We start from the raw sequence: 22,619 nt of genomic DNA on the forward strand, positions 1-22,619 counted from the left end.
CCCGCGATGGAAGGGAGCTTGCCCGGCAACAACGCCAGTCAGAGGACCTTGGGGACGTCGGGTAGAGGCTGACCCTTGGGCCAAAGCATCCAGATCTGTCCTTGCTGTTTCATGTTCCCTGCCAGCTCGCCGGCCTCTGGCCCGGTGCCCCAGAACAGGTCCGCGCGGACCTCACCAGTGATGGCGCCACCAGTGTCCTGAGCGCCCACCGGGCGCACGACTGGCGCGCCGTCAGGCCGCGTGGTCGACAGCCATAACAGGCTGCCAAGGGGGATCACCTTACGGTCGATGGCCACGCTGTAGCCAGCGGTCAATGGGACGTTGAGCGAGCCGCGCGGACCTTCGTTGCTGTCCGGGCGGGTGCTGAAGAACACATAGCTCGGGTTGCTGGCCAGCAACTCAGGGACCCGCTGCGGGTTGGCCTGGGCCCAGGCGTGGATGCTGCCCATGGTCACCTGTTCCTTGGGCAGCTGGCCCTGGTCCACCAGCCAGCGGCCAATCGGCCTATAGGGGTGGCCATTCTGGTCGGCATACCCCAGCCGCAGCTGGCGGCCACCTTCCAGCTGGATGCGACCGGAACCCTGGATCTGCAGGAACTGCAAGTCCATCGGGTCGGTCAGCCAGGCCAGTACCGGTGCCTTGGCACCGTCGCGGTTGATCACTTCGGCGGTGTCATAGGGCTTGAGCACGCGGCCATCGAGGCGCCCGCGCAGGCGCTTGCCCTTGAGTTCGGGATACACACTGGCCAGATCGACCACGATCATGTCCTCGGGTACGCCGTACACCGGTACATGCGCGGCTTCGGTGCGTTCCAGACTGCCTGGATAGACCGGCTCGTAATACCCGGTGATCAGGCCGTTGGCGCTGTTCTGCGCCGAGCGCAGCCCGTACACCTGGAGATTCTGCTCGAGGAAGGTGCGTACCTGATCAGCGCTCGCCGTGGCTGAACCGGCTGCCTCGCAGGTTGCGGCCCACACCGGATCGCGCTTGAGCTTCTCGCAACCGTTGCGCCAGGCATAGAAACCGGCGAGCAGGTCGTCGTCGCTGACCTGGGGCAGGTCCTTCCAGGTCGCTGGCACATAAGTGGCGATGGCATGAGGCTCGGGCTTGGCACTTTCGCCGCCGTTGCAGCCGGCCAGGAGCGCCAGGGCGGGGAGGGCCCAGGCGAGATGGCGCAATACAGATTTCATCGGGAGGGTCCTGTGCTGGGCGAAACATGAACATTCGCCCTTGTTTTCTGTGTGGCTATTGGTCTTTGCCCGGCAGGCGGCGATACTGGCCACCCGTTTGCCTGGCCAAAGAGACCGTGATGTTCAAGCGATTGACCGTAGTACTGCTCGCCGCCCTTGCCCTGACCGCCTGTGACGGCGTCGACCCCAATTCGCCACTGGGCCAGCGCAAGGCGATCTTCAAGCAGATGCTCAAGACCAGTGAAGACATGGGTGGCATGCTGCGCGGGCGGTTGCCCTTCGATGGCGTGAAGTTCGCCGAGGGCGCGGTGAAGCTGGATACCCTGGCACATGAGCCGTGGCAGCACTTCCCGCAGGTGCGCGACGAGGGTGACAGCAGCGCCCGGGCGGATGTCTGGGAGCGTCAGGCGCGGTTCCAGGACCTGGCCCGGCAGCTGGAGGGCGTTACCGGCGAACTGGTGACGGTGACCCGCAACCCGTCGCTGGACGCAGCGCAGATGAAGGCACCGATGGACAAGGTCGAGGCGGCGTGCAAGGCCTGTCATAGCGAGTTTCGTAATCACTGAGCCGTGGAAGCTGTTGTGGGAGCGGGTTCGCTCCCACATCAAAGGCTGTTAGGTCAGCGCTCGAGCTCGTCCACGGCTTCTTGCAGTTCTTTCTTCGCCTCGGCCAGCTTGTCCTTGCGTTTGTTGATCTTTTCCGCGTCACCTTTCTTCATGGCCTTGTCCAGGTCCTTGGTGCGCTGGTTCACTTCGTGGCGGGCATCGAGCACTTTCTGCTCGCGCTCTTTGCGCAGGCCGGCTTCGGTGCAGTTGTCCACGCCACGCAGCGCCTCTTCGAGCCCGGCAACCTGGTCACTGTTGCCATGGTCACGGGCAATCTTCAGCTGGTTCTCGATGGCGCTGCGTTTGGCGGCGCAGCCGGTCAAGCCTGCATCCGGCTGGGCGGCTTGCGCGACGCCGGTCGCCAGGCCAAGGGTTGCCAGCAGGAAAAGAGCGGTGAAACGTGTCATGAAAAGCCTCCTGAGCGGGGCGGAGCAGCAAAAGTTGGTGGAATCCTGCCTTGGTTTGCCGGATTTAGGAACCCTTGGAGGGCTTTAAACGGCAAACTCGGAGTTACCCTACGCTCGTCATTGTTCGGCGGTGTCGTTCGAGTGCTGGAAACCGGCGATACGATACCCGCCCAGTTGCGCGGCAAGGGCTTGAACATCTTCTGTTGCAAAAAATACCTCGAGTTGTTTCGATCTTGCGCCACCGACGCCCGGCAAGGCTTGCCATGCGTCAGCCGATCGCGTTGCGAGTGTCGACCAGTCGACCTCCAGGGGCATCCCCTGAGGCAAGGGCGCGCCCAGCGCTGTCAACCACTGGAGGAAGGGGCGCAAGCGAGCCGCGCTGAAACTGTCATGAAGCTGTAGGGCCTTGGCATCGCCGAGACCCGGCACCTTCGCCAGGACTTGGGTATCGAGCTCCAGCCAGTCCACGAGGGTGGTCACCAGGCCGGCATTCACCAGTCGGCGCCAGGTGCCCGGCCCGATCCCTGGAAGGGCCAGCCCCTGCTTGCCGCTCAACCAGTTCAATCGGGCGATGAATTGCTCTTCGCAGCCAGCGCCAGCCCGCCAGCAAGTGTGGGCGTCATACTGGCCGGCAGCCGGTGAGGCCACGGGCTGTCGCACGACCGTGCGATGTACCACGTCGTCAAACTGCGGAACAGTGAGGCCGGCAAGGCTGATGGCCACCTGGTCGCCAGGGCGAATATCGAGTTTCCGCCAGCGAGCCAGGGAGCCAAGGCTGACCTGGGAAACCTGACGGTCGTCCAGCTCGACAGGCGCCAGATGGAGGATGGGGGTTACCTTGCCAGTGCGTCCAATGCGAAAGCGCACTTCGCGCACCTCGGCCAGTGCCTGGGAGAAGGGGTATTTCCAGGCCGCAATCCAGTAAGGGGCTTTGGCCTGCCAGCGTTCGGCGGGTGGGCGGCTGTCCTGGCGCAGGATCACGCCATCGGTGGCGAAGGGCAGGGCGGTGCGATACCAGTGCAGGCGCATCTCGGCGGCCTGCTCCGGGCTGTCGATTGCGACGCTGTAGCGCTGGCTGTCGGCAAAGCCCATGGCGGCCAACCGCTCGAGACGCTCCGTCTGGGTTTGCGGCCCGTTTGGCCAGTCCCAGACGAACAGGCCGATGCTCGCGCCGAGCTCGGTGTCCAGCTGCTTGCGTGCCATCAGCCCGGCCACGTTGCCGCGAGCATTGAGGCTGCCTGCCTGGGCCTGCACATGGCCCTCCAGGCGTTTGTACAGTTCCCCTTGCAGTACCAGGTCCAGAGGTTGCGGCAGCTGTCGGGTGATGGCGCCGAGCGAGGGAATATGCCGGCTCCAGTCATGGCCCTGGACGCCATCGCCGCGGCTGAGCAGTCGTACCAGCCGACCTTGCTGGTAAATCAGGGAAACCGCGACGCCATCGACCTTGGGTTGTATCCAGACGTCGCGTTTGCCGGCCAGCCAGCGATGCATTGCCTGTTCGTCGGGCAGCTTGTCGACCCCGGTGTGGACGATCGGGTGTGCAATCGGACCGCGTGCGCTTGCCAGTGGGGCGGGCGCCGCATCTGTCAGGTTGAAGCACCGCTGTAGCAGCAATTGGCGCTGGCGGCTCTGGTCATAGAGCTCGTCGGCTACCAATGACTTGCCCTGACGATGGTAGTGATCGTCCCAGCGGGCCAGGGTCTCGTCCAGCCGGGCCATTTCGGCATTCGCCTGGGATACGCTCCAGTCCGGACACTGGTCGGCCTGTGCGCTGGCGAAGAGCGTCGGCAGGAGCATGAATATCAGCAGTAACGGCATGGCTGGCATCCTTGCGAGGCGGTAAGGAGTCCTCAGCCTAGGTGTCAGTTGCTCGGTGCGACGTGCCGCATTGTCAGGCGATATGTCACGAAAAAGCCCCTGCCGATTGCTCGGCAGGGGCTTTCTTTTACTGCTGTAGGAGACTTACAGGCCGGCGGCGTCGCGCAGGGCGGCGGCGCGGTCGGTGCGCTCCCAGGTGAAGGTGGTGAAGGTGTCATCACCCACGGTCTTCTGCTGCGGCTCGCGGCCGAAGTGGCCGTAGGCAGCGGTTTCCTGGTACATCGGGTGCAGCAGGTCGAGCATGGTGGTGATGGCGTACGGACGCAGGTCGAAGCACTCGCGCACCAGTTGCACGATCTTCTCGTCCGAGACCTTGCCGGTGCCGAAGGTGTTGATCGAGATGGAGGTCGGCTGGGCCACGCCGATGGCGTAGGACACCTGGATCTCGCAACGCTCGGCCAGGCCGGCGGCGACGATGTTCTTGGCCACGTAGCGGCCGGCGTAGGCGGCGGAACGGTCGACCTTGGACGGGTCCTTGCCGGAGAACGCGCCACCACCGTGGCGAGCCATGCCGCCGTAGGAGTCGACGATGATCTTGCGGCCGGTCAGGCCGCAGTCGCCCACCGGGCCACCGATGATGAAGTTGCCGGTCGGGTTGATGTGGTACTGGGTACCCTTGTGCAGCAGCTCGGCAGGCAGGGTGTGCTTGACGATCAGCTCCATCACCGCTTCCTGCAGGTCTTTTTGCGAGACCTCGGGGTTGTGCTGGGTCGACAGCACGACCGCGTCGATGCCGACGACCTTGCCGTTTTCATAGCGGCAGGTGACCTGGGATTTGGCGTCCGGGCGCAGCCAAGGCAGCAGCTTGGACTTGCGCGCCTCGGCCTGGCGCTCGACCAGGCGGTGCGAGAAGCAGATCGGGGCCGGCATCAGCACGTCGGTCTCGTTGCTGGCGTAGCCGAACATCAGGCCCTGGTCGCCGGCACCCTGGTCTTCCGGGCGGGAGCGGTCGACGCCCTGGGCGATGTCCACCGACTGCTTGCCGATGATGTTCATCACGGCGCAAGTGGCGCCGTCGAAGCCGACGTCGGAGCTGTTGTAGCCGATGTCGATGATCACGTTACGCACCAGGTCTTCCAGATCGACCCAGGCCGAAGTGGTGACTTCACCGGCGATGATGGCGACACCGGTCTTGACCAGGGTCTCGCAGGCCACGCGGGCATACTTGTCCTGGGCGATGATGGCGTCCAGCACCGCGTCGGAGATCTGGTCGGCGATCTTGTCCGGATGCCCTTCGGACACGGACTCGGAGGTGAAAAGGGAGTATTCGCTCATCTCGATGGGTTCCTGAAATTTACCGATGTTGTATGTCGCCAGTGGCCCGCTGGAAATGCCGGACCTGGATCTGAAAACCGTTACGCAAGCCCACGTAGAGGCTGTCCCCGGGGGCCAGCCCTGCCGCGTTGGCCCAACGGGCCAGGTCGTCCTGCTCGAAGCCAAGCCACAGGTCGCCGCAGGCTTCGCGCGCCCACCCCTGGTCATGGCTGCACAGCTCGGTGACCAGCAGGCTGCCGCCCGCCTTCACCCGTCTGGCCAGCAGGCGCAAGGCCTGGGCCGGGTCGCTGAAATGGTGCAGGACCATGTTCAGCACAACACAGTCGGCTTCCACATCCGTTGCACCCAGTGCATCGGCCAACTGCAGGTTTACGTTATTCAATTCATTGCGCTCGCAGACCTGGCGGGCCAGCTCGAGCATGGTCGGGCTGTTGTCCATGGCCGTGACCTGGTCGAAGCGGCGAGCCAGGTCGGGCAGGAAACCGCCGTCGCCAGGCCCCACTTCCAGGGCGCTGGCGCCAGCGCTGAAGCTGAGCTTGTCGAGCAGCGCCAGCAGGCTTTCGCGGTACTGCGGCAAGCCGGCGATCAGGTCCTGCTGGGCGCGGAACTTCTCTTCGACGCGCTGGAAAAAGTCCTGGCTGGTCGCGGCGCGGCGCTGTTGCACCAGGGCGATACGCGCCTGTACGTCCACGGGCAGCGCGAGGTCGTCGGCCTCCTCGAGCAGCGCCGTATGCAGGCGGCCACCCAGGCGCTGACTGTCGGGCAGGGCGCGGCGGTAGAAGATCGCATTGCCCTCGCGGCGGGTCGCCACCAGGTCGGCCTGGGCCAATACCTTGAGGTGGTGGCTCATACCCGACTGGCCGATGTCGAAGATCTGCGCCAGCTCCAGCACGCCGAACGAGTCGTTGGCCAATGCGCGCAGCACGTTCAGGCGCAGCGGGTCGCCGCCGGCCTTGCACAGGGCGGCCAGCTCGTCGCTGCGTTGCGGGGTGATGGGCGCATTGAGGTTCATGGGGCGGGAGTCTAGTCAGGGGATGCTGTCGTCGCAATAGCAATATCAAAAAGTTTTGATATTGCTGGATGGATGGCGGTTGCGCAGGCGCATTTCTCGTGAAAAGCGGGCCAAACACAGGAAAAAAGCCCGACTGCGACCATACGTCATTGCCCCCGGCCCCCCCTGTGGGCGAAAATGGTCGCCTTTTTTCGCTTCACCACCTTTCAAGCCCCAGGAGACTCAGCGATGCCCAGCCGTCGTGAACGTGCCAACGCCATTCGTGCCCTCAGCATGGATGCCGTGCAAAAGGCCAACAGCGGCCACCCAGGTGCCCCCATGGGTATGGCGGATATCGCCGAAGTGCTTTGGCGCGACTACCTGAAGCACAACCCGAGCAACCCGAACTTCGCCGACCGTGACCGCTTCGTGCTGTCCAACGGTCACGGCTCGATGCTCATCTATTCGCTGCTGCACCTGACCGGCTACGACGTCACCATCGACGACCTCAAGGCCTTCCGTCAGTTGCACAGCCGCACCCCGGGCCACCCGGAGTATGGCTACACCCCAGGCGTCGAGACCACCACCGGCCCCCTGGGCCAGGGTCTGGCCAACGCCGTGGGCTTCGCCCTGGCGGAAAAGGTGCTGGGCGCCCAGTTCAACCGTGAAGGCCACAACATCGTCGACCACAACACCTACGTGTTCCTCGGCGACGGCTGCATGATGGAAGGCATTTCCCATGAAGTCGCCTCGCTGGCCGGCACCCTGGGCCTGAACAAACTGATCGCCTTCTACGACGACAACGGCATTTCCATCGACGGCGAAGTGCACGGCTGGTTCACCGACAACACCCCGGCGCGCTTCGAAGCCTACAACTGGCAGGTGATCCGCAACGTCAACGGCCACGACGCCGACGAGATCAAGATGGCCATCGACACCGCTCGCAAGAGCGACCGTCCGACCCTGATCTGCTGCAAGACCATCATCGGCTTCGGCTCGCCGAACAAGCAGGGCAAGGAAGACTGCCACGGCGCACCGCTGGGCAACGACGAAATCGCCCTGGCCCGCAAGGAACTGAACTGGAACCACGGTCCGTTCGAGATCCCGGCCGACATCTATGCCGAGTGGGACGCCAAAGCCGCTGGCGCCAAAGCCGAAGCTGCCTGGAACGAGCGTTTCGACGCCTACGCCAAGGCTTACCCGGAACTGGCTGCCGAGTTCAAGCGCCGTGACGCAGGTGACCTGCCGGCGGACTTCTCCGAGAAGGCCCAGGCCTATATCAACGAAGTCGCCGCCAAGGGCGAAACCATCGCCAGCCGCAAGGCCAGCCAGAACACCCTGAACGCCTTCGGCCCTCTGCTGCCGGAGTTCCTCGGTGGCTCGGCGGACCTGGCCGGCTCCAACCTGACCCTGTGGAAAGGTTGCAAGGGTGTCGAGGCCAATGACGCCAGCGGCAACTATGTGTTCTACGGCGTGCGCGAATTCGGCATGACCGCGATCATGAACGGCGTCGCCCTGCACGGCGGCCTGGTGCCTTATGGCGCGACCTTCCTGATGTTCATGGAATACGCCCGCAACGCCGTGCGCATGTCGGCGCTGATGAAGCAGCGTGTGATCCACGTCTACACCCACGACTCCATCGGCCTGGGCGAAGACGGCCCGACCCACCAGCCAATCGAGCAGCTGACCAGCCTGCGCAGCACGCCGAACCTGGACACCTGGCGTCCGGCTGATGCGGTGGAATCCGCCGTGTCCTGGAAAGCCGCCCTGGAGCGCAAGGACGGCCCGTCGGCGCTGATCTTCTCGCGCCAGAACCTGCAGCACCAGACCCGCGACGCCCAGCAGATCGCCGATATCGCCCGTGGCGGTTACGTGCTCAAGGACTGCGCCGGCGAGCCTGAGCTGATCCTGATCGCCACCGGTTCCGAAGTGGGCCTGGCCGTCCAGGCGTTCGACAAGCTGAGCGCCGAGGGCCGCAAGGTCCGTGTCGTGTCGATGCCGAGCACCAGCGTGTTCGACGTCCAGGACGCTGCCTACAAGCAGTCGGTCCTGCCACTGGAGGTCAGCGCGCGTATCGCCATCGAGGCTGCCCATGCCGACTTCTGGTACAAGTACGTCGGCCTCGAAGGTCGCGTCATCGGCATGACTACCTACGGCGAGTCGGCACCGGCCTCCGCGCTGTTCGAGGAGTTCGGCTTCACCCTGGACAATATCCTGGGCACCGCCGAAGAGCTGCTGGAAGACTGATGCACCCGGGAGGCTCCGTGCCTCCCGCCTGATCGCGGGGCAAGCCTGCTCCCACAAGGCATCCCGGTGCCTTGTGGGAGCAGGCTTGCCCCGCGATGGTCGTTCAACGCACCTGCACGTGAGTATCGAATGCCCCACCCGCGTCCCTACAAAGTTGCACTCAACGGTTACGGCCGCATCGGCCGCTGTGTCCTGCGCGCACTGTTCGAGCGGGGGGCGAAGGCCGGTTTCGAGATCGTCGCGCTGAACGACCTGGCCGACCAGGCCAGCCTGGAGTACCTGACGCGCTTCGACTCCACCCACGGGCGTTTCCCCGGTGAGGTGAAAGTCGACGGCGATTGTCTGCATATCAATGGCGATTGCGTGAAAGTGCTGCGCAGCGCCACCCCCGAAGGCATCGACTGGGCCGCCCTGGATGTCGACCTGGTGCTGGAATGCTCTGGCGCCTACAACACCCGCGCCGACGGCCAGCGCTTTCTCGATGCCGGTGCGCCACGGGTGCTGTTCTCGCAGCCGATGGCCAGTGAGGCCGACGTCGATGCCACGGTGGTCTACGGCATCAACCAGGGTTGCCTGACCGGCAACGAGCTGCTGGTATCGAACGCGTCCTGCACCACCAACTGCGGCGTGCCCCTGCTGCGGGTGCTGGACCAGGCCTTTGGCATCGAGTACGTACAGATCACCACCATCCACTCGGCGATGAACGACCAGCCGGTGATCGACGCCTATCACCATGAAGACCTGCGCCGCACGCGCTCGGCGTTCCAGTCGGTGATCCCGGTGTCCACTGGTCTGGCGCGGGGTATCGAGCGCCTGCTGCCGGAACTTGCCGGGAGAATCCAGGCCAAAGCGGTACGCGTGCCGACCGTCAACGTGTCGTGCCTGGACATCACCCTGCAGACCGCCCGCGATACCAGCGCGGCCGAGGTCAACCGGGTGTTGCGCGAGGCCGCCCTGGATGGCCCGCTCAAAGGCCTGCTGGCCTATACCGAGCTGCCTCATGCCAGCTGTGATTTCAACCATGACCCGCATTCGGCCATCGTCGATGCCAGCCAGACCCGTGTCTCAGGCCCTCGCCTGGTGAACCTGCTGGCCTGGTTCGACAACGAATGGGGGTTTGCCAACCGTATGCTCGACGTTGCCGAACACTATCTGCACGTCGTCCACCCAACCCGCAGCAAACAGCCCTGAAGGACTGCATTCATGACCGTGTTGAAGATGACCGACCTCGACCTGCAAGGTAAGCGCGTACTGATCCGCGAAGACCTCAACGTCCCTGTGAAAGACGGCGTGGTCGCCAGCGATGCGCGTATCCTGGCAGCGCTGCCGACCATCAAGCTGGCCCTGGAGAAGGGCGCGGCGGTAATGGTCTGCTCGCACCTGGGGCGCCCGACCGAAGGCGAGTTCTCCGCCGAGAACAGCCTCAAGCCGGTTGCCGACTACCTGGGCAAGGCCCTGGGCCGCGACGTGCCGCTGGTCGCCGACTACCTCGACGGCGTCGCGGTAAAGGCCGGTGACCTGGTGCTGTTCGAAAACGTGCGCTTCAACAAGGGCGAGAAGAAGAACGCCGACGAGCTGGCGCAGAAGTACGCCGCCCTGTGCGACGTGTTCGTCATGGACGCATTCGGCACCGCGCACCGCGCCGAAGGCTCCACACACGGTGTTGCCAAGTTCGCCAAGGTCGCCGCTGCTGGCCCGCTGCTGGCCGCCGAGCTGGACGCCCTGGGCAAGGCCCTGAAGGCTCCGGCCAAGCCGATGGCGGCCATTGTTGCCGGCTCCAAGGTGTCGACCAAGCTGGACGTGCTGAACAGCCTGAGCACTGTGTGCGACCTGCTGATCGTCGGCGGCGGTATCGCCAACACCTTCCTCGCCGCTGCCGGGCACCCGGTGGGCAAGTCGCTGTACGAGGCTGACCTGGTCGACACCGCCAAGGCCATCGCCGCCAAGGTCAATGTGCCGCTGCCGGTCGACGTCGTGGTTGCCAAGGAATTCGCTGAAAGCGCCGAAGCCACCGTTAAAGCGATCGCCGACGTGGCGGCTGACGACATGATCCTCGACATCGGCCCACAGACCGCTGCCAACTTCGCCGAACTGCTGAAGTCGTCGCAGACCATCCTGTGGAACGGCCCGGTCGGTGTGTTCGAATTCGACCAGTTCGGCAACGGCACCAAGGTACTGGCCAAGGCCATCGCCGACAGCGCCGCATTCTCCATCGCCGGTGGCGGTGACACCCTGGCAGCCATCGACAAGTATGGCGTTGGCGCCGATATCTCCTACATTTCTACCGGTGGCGGCGCGTTCCTCGAATTCGTCGAGGGCAAGGTCCTGCCTGCCGTGGCAATCCTGGAAGAACGGGCCAAGGCCTGAGTTTGAAGGCGCCTGGCAAAGGGAGCGACCTGATGGTCAAGCAATTGCCTGTGATGATCGTGGCCGTGTTGCTGGGCGCCTGCTCCAGCAACACGGGCAGCGAGGCTGACCCGGCGCAGCCGCCCAAGGGCGGTTGCTACCAGTCCCAGTGGCAGGCCGAGACGGCACCGGTGATCAACAAGCGCCTGGGCCCGGACGGCCTGGAAAAGTACGACGACGAGCACCAGCGCAAGGCACCGGGCTGCCCTTGATCGGGCGCCAGGCAACCAAGCCTGGGTTTTGTGGTCTTGAACATGGGGCCGCTGTGCGTCCCATCGCCGGCAAGCCGGCTCCCACAGGAATCGCACTGAACCCTGTGGGAGCCGGCTTGCCGGCGATGGGCTGCAGAGCAGCCCCGAACGGAGTGATTGAATGAAAGCGCTTCTGGCCGCATTGGCCCTGGCGACCCTGGCAGGCTGTTCGTTACTGCAACCCGCCCAACCCGCCCCGGCGGACAACTGGACCCGCTGGGTCTGCGACAGCCAGGCCGAGGTGTTGTGGCGCTTCGCCGATGCACAACAGGACGCGGTCGATGTACGCCTGGGTGGCGGCGACCAGGTCTACCGGCTCAAGGCCGAGCCGGGCGCCTCTGGCGCGCTGTACAGCGATGGCATGCTGGCCTTCCACACCAAAGGCGAAGAAGGCCTGGTGTACTGGGTGGCGACCAACGATCTGATTGGGCGGGGCTGCAAGGCACCGTGACTGGCCGGGCCGCGCAGGTGGCCCACACTACTTGAACAGCAACCGCCCCTGCGGCAGGCTTGCACGAAACAAACGACGCTTGTCGGGAGAGAGATACACAATGGCACTCATTAGCATGCGCCAGATGCTGGACCACGCCGCCGAGTTCGGCTACGGCGTTCCGGCTTTCAACGTCAACAACCTCGAGCAGATGCGCGCCATCATGGAAGCGGCCGACAAGACCGACTCCCCGGTGATCGTCCAGGCTTCGGCCGGTGCCCGCAAATATGCTGGCGCCCCCTTCCTGCGTCACCTGATCCTGGCTGCCATCGAAGAGTTCCCGCACATTCCGGTGTGCATGCACCAGGACCACGGCACCAGCCCTGACGTGTGCCAGCGCTCCATCCAGCTGGGCTTCAGCTCGGTGATGATGGACGGCTCGCTCGGTGAAGACGGCAAGACCCCGACCGATTACGAGTACAACGTCCGTGTCACTCAGCAGACCGTCGCCATGGCGCACGCCTGTGGTGTTTCGGTGGAAGGCGAGCTGGGCTGCCTGGGTTCGCTGGAAACCGGCATGGCCGGTGAAGAAGACGGCATCGGCGCCGAAGGCGTGCTCGATCACAGCCAGATGCTCACCGACCCTGAAGAAGCGGCCGACTTCGTCAAGAAGACCCAGGTGGACGCCCTGGCCATCGCCATCGGCACCAGCCACGGCGCCTACAAGTTCACCAAGCCGCCTACCGGTGACGTGCTGGCGATCGACCGCATCAAGGAAATCCACAAGCGCATCCCCAACACCCACCTGGTGATGCACGGTTCGTCCTCGGTGCCGCAAGAGTGGCTGGCGATCATCAACCAGTACGGTGGCGACATCAAGGAAACCTACGGCGTGCCGGTCGAAGAGATCGTCGAAGGCATCAAGTACGGTGTCCGCAAGGTCAACATCGACACCGACCTGCGTCTGGCCTCCACTGGCGCCATGCGCCGCCTGATGGCGCAGAACCCGAGCGAGTTCGACCCGCGCAAGTTCTTCGGTGAAACCGTCAAGGCCATGCGTGACGTGTGCATCGCCCGCTACGAAGCTTTCGGCACCGCCGGCAACGCCTCGAAGATCAAGCCGATTTCCCTGGAAGGCATGTTCCAGCGCTATGCCAAAGGTGAACTGGCGGCCAAGATCAACTGATCCGGCACCGTTCAACGAACGAGCCCGCAGCGATGCGGGCTTTTTTGTGCCTGCAGCCTTTGCGGCACGCTCAGGCCTGGGCCGTGCGTCGCCTGTCCGGCACTTATACCGTTAGTCGGCTAACATCAACTCCAGTGGCTTATAGCCATCCACCTGCATTGCGTCTTCGGAGGCCGAGACTAGAGTAACAATCGGATCCAATAACAGGTCGCAGTTGGACTTACCAAGAGAAGCAACATGGATGGCGCTTATTCTCAAACACCGGAAAGCAGTTCGGTTCTGTTGGTCGTAGACGACTATCCGGAGAACCTCATCAGCATGCGGGCCTTGCTGTCCCGCCAGGATTGGCAGGTATTGACCGCCAGTTCGGGGATGGAAGCCCTGAGCACCCTGCTCGAGCACGAGGTCGACCTGGTTCTGCTCGACGTGCAGATGCCCGAAATGGACGGATTCGAGGTTGCCCGCCTGATGCGCGGCAGCCAACGCACGCGTTTGACCCCGATCATTTTCCTGACCGCCAACGAGCAGTCCGACGCCGCCGTGCTCAAAGGCTATGCCAGCGGCGCTGTGGACTACCTGTTCAAACCGTTCGACCCGCAGATACTCAAGCCCAAGGTCCAGGCCCTGCTGGAGCAGCAGCGCAACAGGCGCATGCTGCAACGGCTGACCCGTGAACTGGAGTCGGCGCGGGCGTTCAACGCCTCGATCCTGGAAAATGCCGCCGAGGGCATCCTGGTGGTGGACGAAACGGGTTGCATCGGCTTCGCCAACCCGGCCATCTCGCGCCTGCTCGATGCGCCGGTGGACAAACTGCAAGGCGCGCACATGCTGGACCTGATCCAGCTCCCCTGCGCCAACCTGTGGCACGAGTCGGACTTCTACCAGGCCTATCTGCGGCGGCAGATCTTCCGGGTGCACGATGCCCAGCTGCGCACCCTCGGTGGCCAGCTGGTGCCGGTGGCATTGTCCTGCGCGCCGCTGCCCGCCGAACAGAAGGCCATGGTGGTGACGGTGCTGGACATGTCGGTGGTGCGCAGCCTGCACCAGCAACTGGAGTACCAGGCGGTGACCGACCCGCTGACCGGGCTGCTCAACCGCCGTGGCTTCTACCAGACCGCCGAAAGCGCGTTACTGCGCAACGAGCGCTCGGACAAGGCCAAGGCCCTGATGTACATGGACCTGGACGGTTTCAAGCGGATCAACGACCTGCTCGGCCATGAGGCCGGCGACAAGGTCCTGCGCTGGGTGGCCGACCAGCTCAAGGAGTGCCTGGGCAGCGAGGCGCTGCTGGCGCGTATGGGTGGCGACGAGTTCACCGCGTTGTTCGACGGTCTGCCGTACCCAGAACAGGCCGGCCGCTATGCCGAAAAGCTGCTGGAGCGCATGTCGAGCTTCCAGCAGGTGGATGGGCTCGAGGTCAACCTGGGGGTGAGCATCGGCATCGCCACCTACCCCGACTGCGGCGCCAACGTGGAGGGCCTGTTGCGTGCGGCCGATGCGGCGATGTACGCGGCCAAGCAGGCTGGGCGCCAGCAGTACCGCTTCTACGACCAGGAACTCAATGGCCGCGCCCGCTCACGGCTGATGCTCGAGGACAGCGTGCGCACGGCCATCGAGCAGAATGATTTCAGCCTGGTCTACCAACCCCAGGTGGCGTTCGCCGATGGCCGACTACGAGGCTTCGAGGCGTTGTTGCGCTGGCAGCACCCGAGCGTCGGCGACGTGCCGCCCGGACTGTTCATCCCGTTGCTGGAAGAAGCTCGCCTGATCAACCGCCTGGCCAGCTGGATCTATCGCAAGGGCGCCGCGCAGCGCAATGCCTGGAGCGATCGCTTTGGTTCGCAGCTGGTGCTGGGCATCAGCCTGAGCCGCGCCCAGTTCACCATGCCCGGGTTGGTCGATGAACTGGCCCAGGTGATCGACAAGCATCAACTGCAACCCGCCCAGTTGGAGGTGGAGGTTGCCGAGACCTCGCTGATGTACAACATCGACGCGGCGGTGAAGCAGGTGCACCGCTTGCGAGAGCTGGGCATTCGCGTGGCGCTGGACGACTTCGGCGCTGGCGACTGCTCGTTGCGCATGCTGCGCGACCTGCCTATCGACACGCTCAAGCTCGACCGTCACCTGGTCGCGCGGTTGCCGGACTCGGCGGCGGATATCGCCTTGGTGCGCAGCGTCATCGACCTGTGCGCGGCCTACGACATCACGGTAATCGCCGAGGGCGTCGAGACCCGGGCCCAGGCCGAATGGCTCAAGGGCGCCGGTTGCGCCTACGTGCAGGGGTTCCTGGTGGCCCGGCCGCTCACTGCCGACGCCGCTGGCGATTTCCCGGCGTTTTTCCCATGGGCGTCGTGATTGGCTAAACTCGCGTCTTCTCGTTTCGAACGCCTGCCATGACCGCCCTACGTTACCTGCAAGCCTACCCGCCGCACCTGCAGGAACAGGTGCGCCAGATGATCGCCAGCGATCGCCTGGGCGACTACCTGCGCCAGCGCTATCCCGAACGCCATGACGTGCAGAGCGACAAGGCCCTGTACGGCTATGCCCAGGAGCTCAAGCAGCAGTACCTGCGCAGTGCGCCGCCGCTGGACAAGGTCCTGTTCGACAACCGCCTGGACCTCACCCACCGTGCATTGGGCCTGAACACGGCGGTATCGCGGGTGCAGGGCGGCAAGCTCAAGGCCAAGAAGGAGATCCGCGTCGCCTCGTTGTTCCGCGAGGCAGCGCCGCAGTTTCTGCGCATGATCGTGGTGCATGAGCTGGCGCACCTGAGGGAGCGCGATCACAACAAGGCGTTCTACCAGCTCTGCCAGCACATGGAGCCGGACTACCATCAACTTGAATTCGACCTGCGCGTCTACCTGACCTATCGGGAACTGCCGGGCAACACCTGAGGGACAAGCACCCCATGACCACGGAAGTGAGCAAGACCCGCAGCAGCTTCTATCGCCGCCTTTACGTGGCCTGGCTGATCGACAGTCAGACCGCCACCAGTGTGCCGGCGTTGATGGAGGCCACCGGCATGCCCCGGCGTACCGCCCAGGACACCATCGCCGCCCTGGCCGACCTGGACATCATCTGCGAGTTCGAGCAGCAGGCCGGAGCGCGCAACCATGCCGGGCATTACCGGATTCACGACTGGGGCGCGATCGACAAGCAGTGGATCATCCAGCACCTGCGGCAGATCCGTGACGTGCTGGGCTACCCTTGAGCATCGCGGGGCTTGCCCCGCGACAATGTCCTCAGCCCTTGCGCATGCCGATATGCGGAATATCGTCCTCGAGGTACTCCTCGCCCACCACCTCGAAGCCATGGCGGTTGTAGTAGCCCTGCAGGTGCGCCTGGGCCGACAGGTACACCGGCGTCCCCGGCCAGCAGTGCGCCGCGCACTCCAGCCCCTTGAGCAGCAGTTGATGCCCCAGCCCACCCCCACGCGCCGACGGGGCGGTCACCACCCGGCCGATCACCACGTCGCCATTGTGTGATTGCGGGTCGAGCAAACGCAGGTAGGCCACCAGTCGGTCCCCGTCCCAGCCCATCAGGTGCAGGGTATCGCCTTGCAGATCGAGCCCGTCGACTTCCTGGTAGGCGCATCGTTGTTCGACCACGAACACCTCGGTGCGCAGTTGCAGGATGGCGTAGAGTTGTTCCTTGGCGAGGTCGCCATGGTGCTTGCAGATCCACTCGATGGACATGGGGGAGGACTCCTTCGGTTGACCGTCGATCATCGCAAATCCAGGCGGTCACGACGAGGGAGAATGACGCCGTCCAGGATTCGGCCAAAATAGAGGCTAAATGACATTATCGTCCGCTGTCGCCAGGATTTGGCTTGTGTAATCTGCAACCTCTGTTGCTAGTAGAGATCGCCGTCACCAGCGTGGGCCCCCAACTTCGAAAGGATTTGAGCATGCGGCCACTGCTTTGCGTTCTTGGATTACTGGGACTGTTGTGCACAGGGCCTGCCCTGGCCCATGGCAAGCTGCGGCTGGTGGCCGACAGCTGGCCGCCTTTCACCGATACCGGCATGCCCGGTGGCGGCCTGGCCACCAGCATCGTCACCACGGCGCTGACCCGTGCCGGCTACGCCACCGAGTTCGAGGAGGTGCCCTGGGCCAGGGCGCTGATGGGGGTGGGCGAGGGGCGCTACGATGTGCTGATCAATGCCTGGTACAACCAGGAGCGCACCCTGATCGGCCAGTTCTCCGCAACCTACCTGGTCAACCGTATCCGCCTGCTCAAGCGTGAAGGCGAGGCTTTTGCCTATGCTCGCCAGGCTGACCTGTACCCTTACACCATCGCCGTGGTGCGCGACTACGCCTATTCCCCCGAATTCGATAGCGACGAACGCCTGAACAAAGTGCTGGTGCGCAACTTTTCATCGGCGGTGCGCATGCTGGCGGCCGGGCGGGTGAACCTGGCGGTGGAGGATGAGTACGTGGCGCGCTACAACCTGCAGCGCGAGCCGCAGCAGGTGCGCGAGGGTGTGACCTTCGTCGACCCGCCGCTGGGCGAGAACAGCCTGCACATCCTGGTAAGCCTCAAGCACCCGGAGCACAAGAAGATCGTGGCGCGTTTCGAAAAGGCCATCGCCACCATGAAGGCCGACGGCAGTTACGCCCGCCTGATGCGCCAGCATGGTTTCTGAGCCCGCTCCTGGCGTGGGAGCGGGCGATCAGGCGGGTTGACCTTCCTTGATCAGATGCCCGGCCAAGGTCCGCAACGGCCCCAACTGCCGGCAGATCAGCGCCAATTGCGTCTGTACCAGGCGCTGATGCTCGTCCAGCTCCTCGGGCATCTGTTCCAGCGCGTTGGCCAGTGCCTCCTCGGCGTCGCTGTGGATCGCCACCGGCAAGCGTGCCGCCAAGCCATTGGCGATCTCGTCCAGGCTGCTGGCCAGGCTCCGCCCGGCACCATCGATCAACTGCTCGTGGACTTCGGCCGGCAGCGCTGTGTCGCGGTGCGCGCCCAGCCCCGAGAGGTAGCTCAGCAAGGTATGTGACAACACCAGGAAGCGGAAGCCGACGTCGGCCTCCTTACGGAAATGCCCCGGCTCCATGAGCATGTTGGCCAGGGTGGTCGACAGCGCCGCGTCGGCATTGTGCGCATTGCGCCGGGCCAGGCGGTAGGCCAGGTCGTCACGTTTGCCATGGGCGTATTGCTGCATGATCTGGCGCAGGTACTCGCTGGCGCAGGCGAGGGTGTTGGCCAGCACCTTGTTCAACCGTCGGCCTTGCCAGTCGGGCAGGAACAGGAACACCGCGAGGATGGCGATCAGGCTGCCGACCAGGGTATCGAACAGGCGTGGCAGGAACAGCCCGTAGCCATCGCCGATCTGGTTGAAGCAGAACAGCACCATCAGGGTGATCGCCGCCGTGGCCAGGGTGTAGCGGGTGGTGCGGTTGACGAAGAACACCACCCCCGCGACCACCGCGAACAACGACTGGACGATCGGGTTGGGGAACAGGTCGAACAGCGCCCAGCCCACGGTCAGGCCGATGGCGGTGCCGATGATCCGTTGCACCAGTTTGCGCCGCGTCGCGCCATAGTTGGGCTGGCAGACGAACAATGTGGTGAGGATGATCCAGTAGCCCTGGGTCGGGTGGATCAGGTGGACCATGCCATAGCCCACCGACAATGCCAGCGACAGGCGCAGGGCGTGGCGGAACAGCAACGAGGTGGGAGTCAGCTGGGTGCGCAGGCGTTTCCACACATCCTTGAAGTTGCGTGGCGAGCGGTCGAGCAGGCTGCTGTCGCTGGCATCGGCGAGGCTGTCCGGGTTGCTGGCGGCACTGAGCAGGCGGTCCAGCGTGGCCAGGTTGGCAGCCAGCGCCCGCAACGAGCGCAGCAGGCTGCGCCAGGCCGGGTTGTTCTGGGTGCGCAGGTGCTCCAGCGAGGCGTTTAGGTCTTCCAGTGCCTCGGGGTAGCCGCTGGCGAGCACGAACGGCTGGCGCAGGCGGATCGAGCGCGCCAGCTCCTGGCAGGACGAGCCCTGCTTGCGCAGCAGACGCTGGCAGCGGAACATCACGTCGCTGTGGAAGAACGCCTCGGTCAGGCCGTTGTACGGATAGTGCGAGGCGCTGACCCGCTCATGGATGTCCTGGGCCAGGAAGTACAGCTTGAGGTAGCGGCTGACCTTGGAGTTGGGCTGGCTGTTGCCGACCCGGTGCAGGATGATTTCCTTGGCGGCGTTGAGCGCGGCCACGACCTTGCCATTCTGCTTGGCCAGTTCCAGGCGTGTGGCCTCGACATCGAGGGTGCGGACCGGCTCGAACAGGCTGGCCTTGAGCTTGAGGTAGCTGCCCAGCTCGTAGAACAGCCTGGCCAGGCTCTGTTGCACCGGCTGGTTGGCGAACAATGCCTGCCACAGTACCGACAGCAGCCCGTACCATGCCGCCCCCGCCACCAGTAGCAAAGGCTCGTGCCAGAAATCACTGACCTCTCCGCCGCGCTGGTCGACGCCGATCATGGTGTAGACCGAGAGGATCAGGGTGGCCGAGGCGATCGCCCCATAGCGTTCGCCCAAGGCCCCGAGCATGGTCAGGGAAAAGGCCGCCAAGGCCAGCGCGACCGCGAAGATCCAGGGATAGGGGAACAACAGCTCGACCGACAGCGCGGCGATGGCGAAACAGCCCAGGGTGACCAGCAGGGCACTGAGCCGGCCCTGCCAACCATCGTCGGTCTCGGCCAGGGCGCTGGCGATGATGCCGAGGAACAGAGGGATGAGCAGGCTCATCTCGTTCTGGTACCAGCACCAGGCCATGCTGCCGGTGAGGGCGATGGTCACGCGGATGGCATAGCTGAACTTGTCTTGGCCCCACAGGCGACGCAATGAATGGCGGAACGAGCTCGATGACATGATGGCCCTGGGCTGTGAGCGGATGAATACCTTTCGAGGCCGCAGGGGGCCGCTGCGCGCCCCATCGCTGGCAAGCCAGCTCCCACAGGGATCACACCAAACCTGTGGGAGCTGGCTTGCCAGCGATGGGCTGCGAAGCGGCCCCGATCCTTGGCACTCCAGCACAGACCAGCAAGAAGCGTTCCGTGCTGCTGAATGGATTCTACTCTACACGAACTGCGCCGCCGCGTTGGCCGAAGCCCAGGCCCACTGGAAGTTGAAACCGCCGAGGTGCCCGCTCACGTCCAGCACTTCGCCGATGAAGTACAGCCCAGGGCTCTTCAGCGATTCCATGGTTTTCGAGGACACTTCGCGGGTATCCACCCCGCCCAGGGTCACTTCTGCAGTGCGATAGCCTTCGGTCCCCGCCGGAACCACTTGCCAGGCCGCCAATTTTTCGGCGACCTGCGCCAGTTCCGCAGGGGTGTATTGCTTCAGCGGCTTGGACTCGAACCGCTGCTCGGCCAGCAAGTTGGCCAGCTTGCGGGTGAATACCTCGCCCAGCACGGTCTTCAGCTCGCTGTTGGGACGCTCGGCTTGTTGGCCTTGCAGCCATTCCAGGGCGTCGCGATCAGGCAGCAGGTTGATCTCCACCGTATCGCCGGCCTCCCAGAAGGACGAGATCTGCAGGATCGCCGGCCCGCTCAGGCCACGGTGAGTGAACAGCAGGTTCTCGCGAAAGCTGGTGCCATTGCAGCTGGCGATGCAGTCCAGCGAGGTGCCGGACAGCTCGGTGCACAGTGCCTTGAGCTGGGGCTCGGTAATGGTGAACGGCACCAGGCCGGCGCGGGTGGGCAGCAGTTCGTGGCCGAACTGGCGGGCGACCTGGTAGCCGAAGCCACTGGCGCCGAGCGTCGGGATCGACAGGCCGCCGGTGGCGATCACCAGCGACTGGCAGGCGAATGGGCCGGCGCTGGTCTGCAGGGTGTAGCCGGCCTCGGTCTTTTCGATCTTGTCGATGCTGGTGTTCATCCGCAGCTCGGCGCCGGCCTGGTCGCACTCGGCCAGGAGCATGTCGAGGATGTCGCTGGACTTGTTGTCGCAGAACAGCTGGCCGAGTTTCTTCTCGTGGTAGGGCACGCCGTGCTTGCACACCAGCTCGATGAAGTCCCACTGGGTATAGCGGGCCAGCGCCGACTTGCAGAAGTGCGGGTTGTGCGAGAGGAAGTTGGCGGGTTCGGTGTACATGTTGGTGAAGTTGCAGCGCCCGCCGCCGGACATGAGGATCTTCTTGCCCGGTTTGTTGGCGTGGTCGAGCACCAGCACCCGGCGCCCGCGCTGGGCGCTGAGCAGGGCGCACATCAGGCCGGCGGCGCCGGCGCCGAGGATGATCACGTCGGTGGAGTGCACGGTGTTACCTCTTCAATAGCCGGGGCCGCTGCGCGGCCCATCGCCGCGGTTCGTCGCCACGACAAGCCGGCGATGGGCTGCGCAGCGGCCCCAAAAAGACTTCAGACGATACGGACTTTCAGGGCGCGACCCTTGATCTTGCCGCTGTTCAGCCGCTGCATGGCCTGTTTGGCCACTGCCCGCTCCACGGCCACGAACGCCACGAAGTCGAAGATGGCAATCTTGCCCACCTGCTTGCCCGGCAGCCCGGCATCGCCGGTCAGCGCACCGAGAATGTCACCCGGACGCAGCTTGTCCTTGCGCCCGGCGGCGATGCACAGGGTGGTCATTGGTGGCAGCAGCGGCTCGCCGCCTTTGCTTTTGAGGCTGTCCAGCTGTTCCCAGCGCAGCGGCTGCTTCTGCAGGTCTTCGATGGCCTGGGCGCGATGGCCCTCGGCCGGCGCCACCAGGCTGATCGCCACGCCTTTCTCGCCTGCACGACCGGTACGGCCAACGCGGTGCACGTGGATCTCGGCATCACGCGCCAGTTCGACGTTGATGACCATGTCCAGGCCATCGATGTCCAGGCCGCGGGCGGCGACGTCGGTGGCTACCAGCACCGAGCTGCTGCGGTTGGCGAACATGGTCAGCACCTGGTCACGGTCGCGCTGCTCCAGGTCGCCGTGCAGGGCCTGGGCGACGATGCCCTTGGCTGTGAGATGGGCGACCACGTCCTCGCACTGCTGTTTGGTGAAGCAGAACGCCACGCAGGACTGTGGACGGTAGTGGCCGAGAACACGGGTCACAGCGTCGAGGCGCTGCTCAGCGTCGATCTCGATGAAGCGCTGTTCGATCTGGTTGTCGCTGTGCAGCGCCTCGACCTTGACCTGCTGTGGCTGGCGCATGAAGGCCTTGGCCAACTGCTCGATGCCGGCCGGGTAGGTGGCCGAGAACAGCAGGGTCTGGCGGCGCGACGGGGTCTTGCCGATGATGCTGGCGATGGCGTCGAAGAAGCCCATGTCGAGCATGCGGTCGGCTTCGTCGAGCACCAGGGTGTTGAGGCCGTCGAGGACCAGTGTGCCCTTGTCCAGGTGCTGCTGGATGCGCCCCGGGGTGCCGACGATGATGTGCGCGCCGTGTTCCAGCGAGGCGATCTGCGGGCCGAGCGAGACGCCGCCGCACAGGGTGAGGATCTTGATGTTGTCCTCGGCGCGGGCCAGGCGGCGCAGCTCCTTGGCCACCTGGTCGGCCAGCTCGCGAGTCGGGCACAGCACCAGCGCCTGGCAGCCGAAGTAGCGCGGGTTGATCGGGTTGAGAAGGCCGATGCCGAAGGCGGCGGTCTTGCCGCTGCCGGTCTTGGCCTGGGCGATCAGGTCCTGGCCCTTGAGGATCACCGGCAGGCTCTGGGCCTGGATCGGGGTCATCGAGGCGTAGCCCAGGGCGTCCAGGTTGGCCAGCATGGCGGCGGACAGCGGGAGGGTGGCAAAGGCGGTGGTTTCAACGGTCACGAGGCGGGCCTGCGGTGCGAA

At 64.6% G+C, this 22,619-nt stretch carries 20 protein-coding genes; 11 read left to right on the forward strand and 9 right to left on the reverse strand.

The genetic code is table 11. The features are described 5' to 3' along the window. Positions 1 to 38 precede the first annotated feature (38 nt). Entirely contained in the window at positions 39 to 1,190 is a 1,152-nt protein-coding gene (locus AAHK21_RS16230) for a murein transglycosylase A (RefSeq protein WP_046853942.1), read from the reverse strand. Between the two features lie 119 nt (positions 1,191 to 1,309). On the opposite strand from AAHK21_RS16230, the gene AAHK21_RS16235 reads away from it, so the two are divergent. Next, complete coding sequence (locus AAHK21_RS16235) at positions 1,310 to 1,756, forward strand: cytochrome c (RefSeq protein ID WP_046853943.1); 447 nt, start codon at positions 1,310 to 1,312, stop codon at positions 1,754 to 1,756. Between the two features lie 53 nt (positions 1,757 to 1,809). On the opposite strand, the gene AAHK21_RS16240 is transcribed toward AAHK21_RS16235, so the two are convergent. From AAHK21_RS16240 to AAHK21_RS16255, 4 genes are all read right to left on the reverse strand, one after another. Then, positions 1,810 to 2,202, reverse strand: a complete 393-nt coding sequence (locus tag AAHK21_RS16240; protein ID WP_023632841.1) for a DUF1090 domain-containing protein — start codon at positions 2,200 to 2,202, stop codon at positions 1,810 to 1,812. Between the two features lie 117 nt (positions 2,203 to 2,319). After that, positions 2,320 to 4,020: an NAD-dependent DNA ligase LigB gene (gene ligB / locus AAHK21_RS16245; protein WP_367857774.1), complete on the reverse strand. Its 1,701-nt coding sequence runs from the start codon at positions 4,018 to 4,020 to the stop codon at positions 2,320 to 2,322. 144 nt (positions 4,021 to 4,164) lie between these two features. Next, a complete protein-coding gene (gene metK, locus AAHK21_RS16250; RefSeq protein ID WP_367857775.1) occupies positions 4,165 to 5,355 on the reverse strand; it encodes a methionine adenosyltransferase in 1,191 nt (396 codons plus the stop codon). Positions 5,356 to 5,374: 19 nt separating this feature from the next. After that, positions 5,375 to 6,367, reverse strand: a complete 993-nt coding sequence (locus AAHK21_RS16255; RefSeq protein ID WP_367857776.1) for an ArsR/SmtB family transcription factor — start codon at positions 6,365 to 6,367, stop codon at positions 5,375 to 5,377. Positions 6,368 to 6,595: 228 nt separating this feature from the next. Here AAHK21_RS16255 and tkt point away from each other — a divergent pair, with 228 nt between their 5' ends. The 9 genes from tkt to AAHK21_RS16300 all read left to right on the forward strand — a co-directional run bounded on the left by tkt (position 6,596) and on the right by AAHK21_RS16300 (position 16,077). Beyond that, positions 6,596 to 8,593, forward strand: a complete 1,998-nt coding sequence (gene tkt, locus AAHK21_RS16260) for a transketolase (protein WP_367857777.1) — start codon at positions 6,596 to 6,598, stop codon at positions 8,591 to 8,593. A 129-nt stretch (positions 8,594 to 8,722) separates the two neighbouring features. After that, on the forward strand, positions 8,723 to 9,784 hold the full coding sequence (epd, locus tag AAHK21_RS16265; RefSeq protein WP_046853947.1) for an erythrose-4-phosphate dehydrogenase: 1,062 nt from the start codon (positions 8,723 to 8,725) through the stop codon (positions 9,782 to 9,784). Positions 9,785 to 9,796: 12 nt separating this feature from the next. Then, entirely contained in the window at positions 9,797 to 10,960 is a 1,164-nt protein-coding gene (locus AAHK21_RS16270) for a phosphoglycerate kinase (protein WP_046853948.1), read from the forward strand. A 32-nt stretch (positions 10,961 to 10,992) separates the two neighbouring features. Beyond that, entirely contained in the window at positions 10,993 to 11,211 is a 219-nt protein-coding gene (locus AAHK21_RS16275) for a hypothetical protein (RefSeq protein ID WP_031315764.1), read from the forward strand. 160 nt (positions 11,212 to 11,371) lie between these two features. Beyond that, positions 11,372 to 11,701 (forward strand): MliC family protein, encoded by a 330-nt coding sequence (locus tag AAHK21_RS16280; protein ID WP_023631711.1) that lies wholly within the window; start codon positions 11,372 to 11,374, stop codon positions 11,699 to 11,701. Positions 11,702 to 11,801: 100 nt separating this feature from the next. Further along, positions 11,802 to 12,866: a class II fructose-bisphosphate aldolase gene (gene fba / locus AAHK21_RS16285; RefSeq protein ID WP_023631710.1), complete on the forward strand. Its 1,065-nt coding sequence runs from the start codon at positions 11,802 to 11,804 to the stop codon at positions 12,864 to 12,866. A 237-nt stretch (positions 12,867 to 13,103) separates the two neighbouring features. Then, the gene (locus tag AAHK21_RS16290; protein ID WP_046853949.1) at positions 13,104 to 15,221 is read left to right on the forward strand and encodes a bifunctional diguanylate cyclase/phosphodiesterase; all 2,118 of its coding nucleotides are present in this window, start codon (positions 13,104 to 13,106) and stop codon (positions 15,219 to 15,221) included. A 38-nt stretch (positions 15,222 to 15,259) separates the two neighbouring features. Beyond that, entirely contained in the window at positions 15,260 to 15,760 is a 501-nt protein-coding gene (locus AAHK21_RS16295; protein WP_367857778.1) for a M48 family metallopeptidase, read from the forward strand. Between the two features lie 14 nt (positions 15,761 to 15,774). Beyond that, positions 15,775 to 16,077, forward strand: coding sequence for a helix-turn-helix domain-containing protein (locus AAHK21_RS16300; protein ID WP_023631707.1), 303 nt, complete (start codon positions 15,775 to 15,777; stop codon positions 16,075 to 16,077). 31 nt (positions 16,078 to 16,108) lie between these two features. Here the strand turns inward: AAHK21_RS16300 and AAHK21_RS16305 are convergent, their stop codons facing one another. Next, positions 16,109 to 16,561 (reverse strand): GNAT family N-acetyltransferase, encoded by a 453-nt coding sequence (locus tag AAHK21_RS16305; protein WP_046853950.1) that lies wholly within the window; start codon positions 16,559 to 16,561, stop codon positions 16,109 to 16,111. Positions 16,562 to 16,773: 212 nt separating this feature from the next. Here AAHK21_RS16305 and AAHK21_RS16310 point away from each other — a divergent pair, with 212 nt between their 5' ends. After that, complete coding sequence (locus AAHK21_RS16310) at positions 16,774 to 17,511, forward strand: substrate-binding periplasmic protein (RefSeq protein WP_367857779.1); 738 nt, start codon at positions 16,774 to 16,776, stop codon at positions 17,509 to 17,511. A gap of 27 nt (positions 17,512 to 17,538) precedes the next feature. Here AAHK21_RS16310 and yccS read toward each other — a convergent pair whose 3' ends face one another. The 3 genes from yccS to dbpA all read right to left on the reverse strand — a co-directional run bounded on the left by yccS (position 17,539) and on the right by dbpA (position 22,550). Continuing rightward, on the reverse strand, positions 17,539 to 19,722 hold the full coding sequence (yccS, locus tag AAHK21_RS16315) for a YccS family putative transporter (RefSeq protein WP_046853952.1): 2,184 nt from the start codon (positions 19,720 to 19,722) through the stop codon (positions 17,539 to 17,541). Between the two features lie 207 nt (positions 19,723 to 19,929). Beyond that, complete coding sequence (locus AAHK21_RS16320) at positions 19,930 to 21,111, reverse strand: NAD(P)/FAD-dependent oxidoreductase (RefSeq protein WP_367857780.1); 1,182 nt, start codon at positions 21,109 to 21,111, stop codon at positions 19,930 to 19,932. Between the two features lie 101 nt (positions 21,112 to 21,212). Beyond that, positions 21,213 to 22,550, reverse strand: coding sequence for an ATP-dependent RNA helicase DbpA (gene dbpA / locus AAHK21_RS16325; RefSeq protein WP_367858997.1), 1,338 nt, complete (start codon positions 22,548 to 22,550; stop codon positions 21,213 to 21,215). Between the last annotated feature and the right edge of the window lie 69 nt (positions 22,551 to 22,619).

Source organism: Pseudomonas sp. TE50-2 (assembly GCF_040813665.1).
GTDB classification, from domain to species: Bacteria; Pseudomonadota; Gammaproteobacteria; order Pseudomonadales; family Pseudomonadaceae; genus Aquipseudomonas; species Aquipseudomonas soli.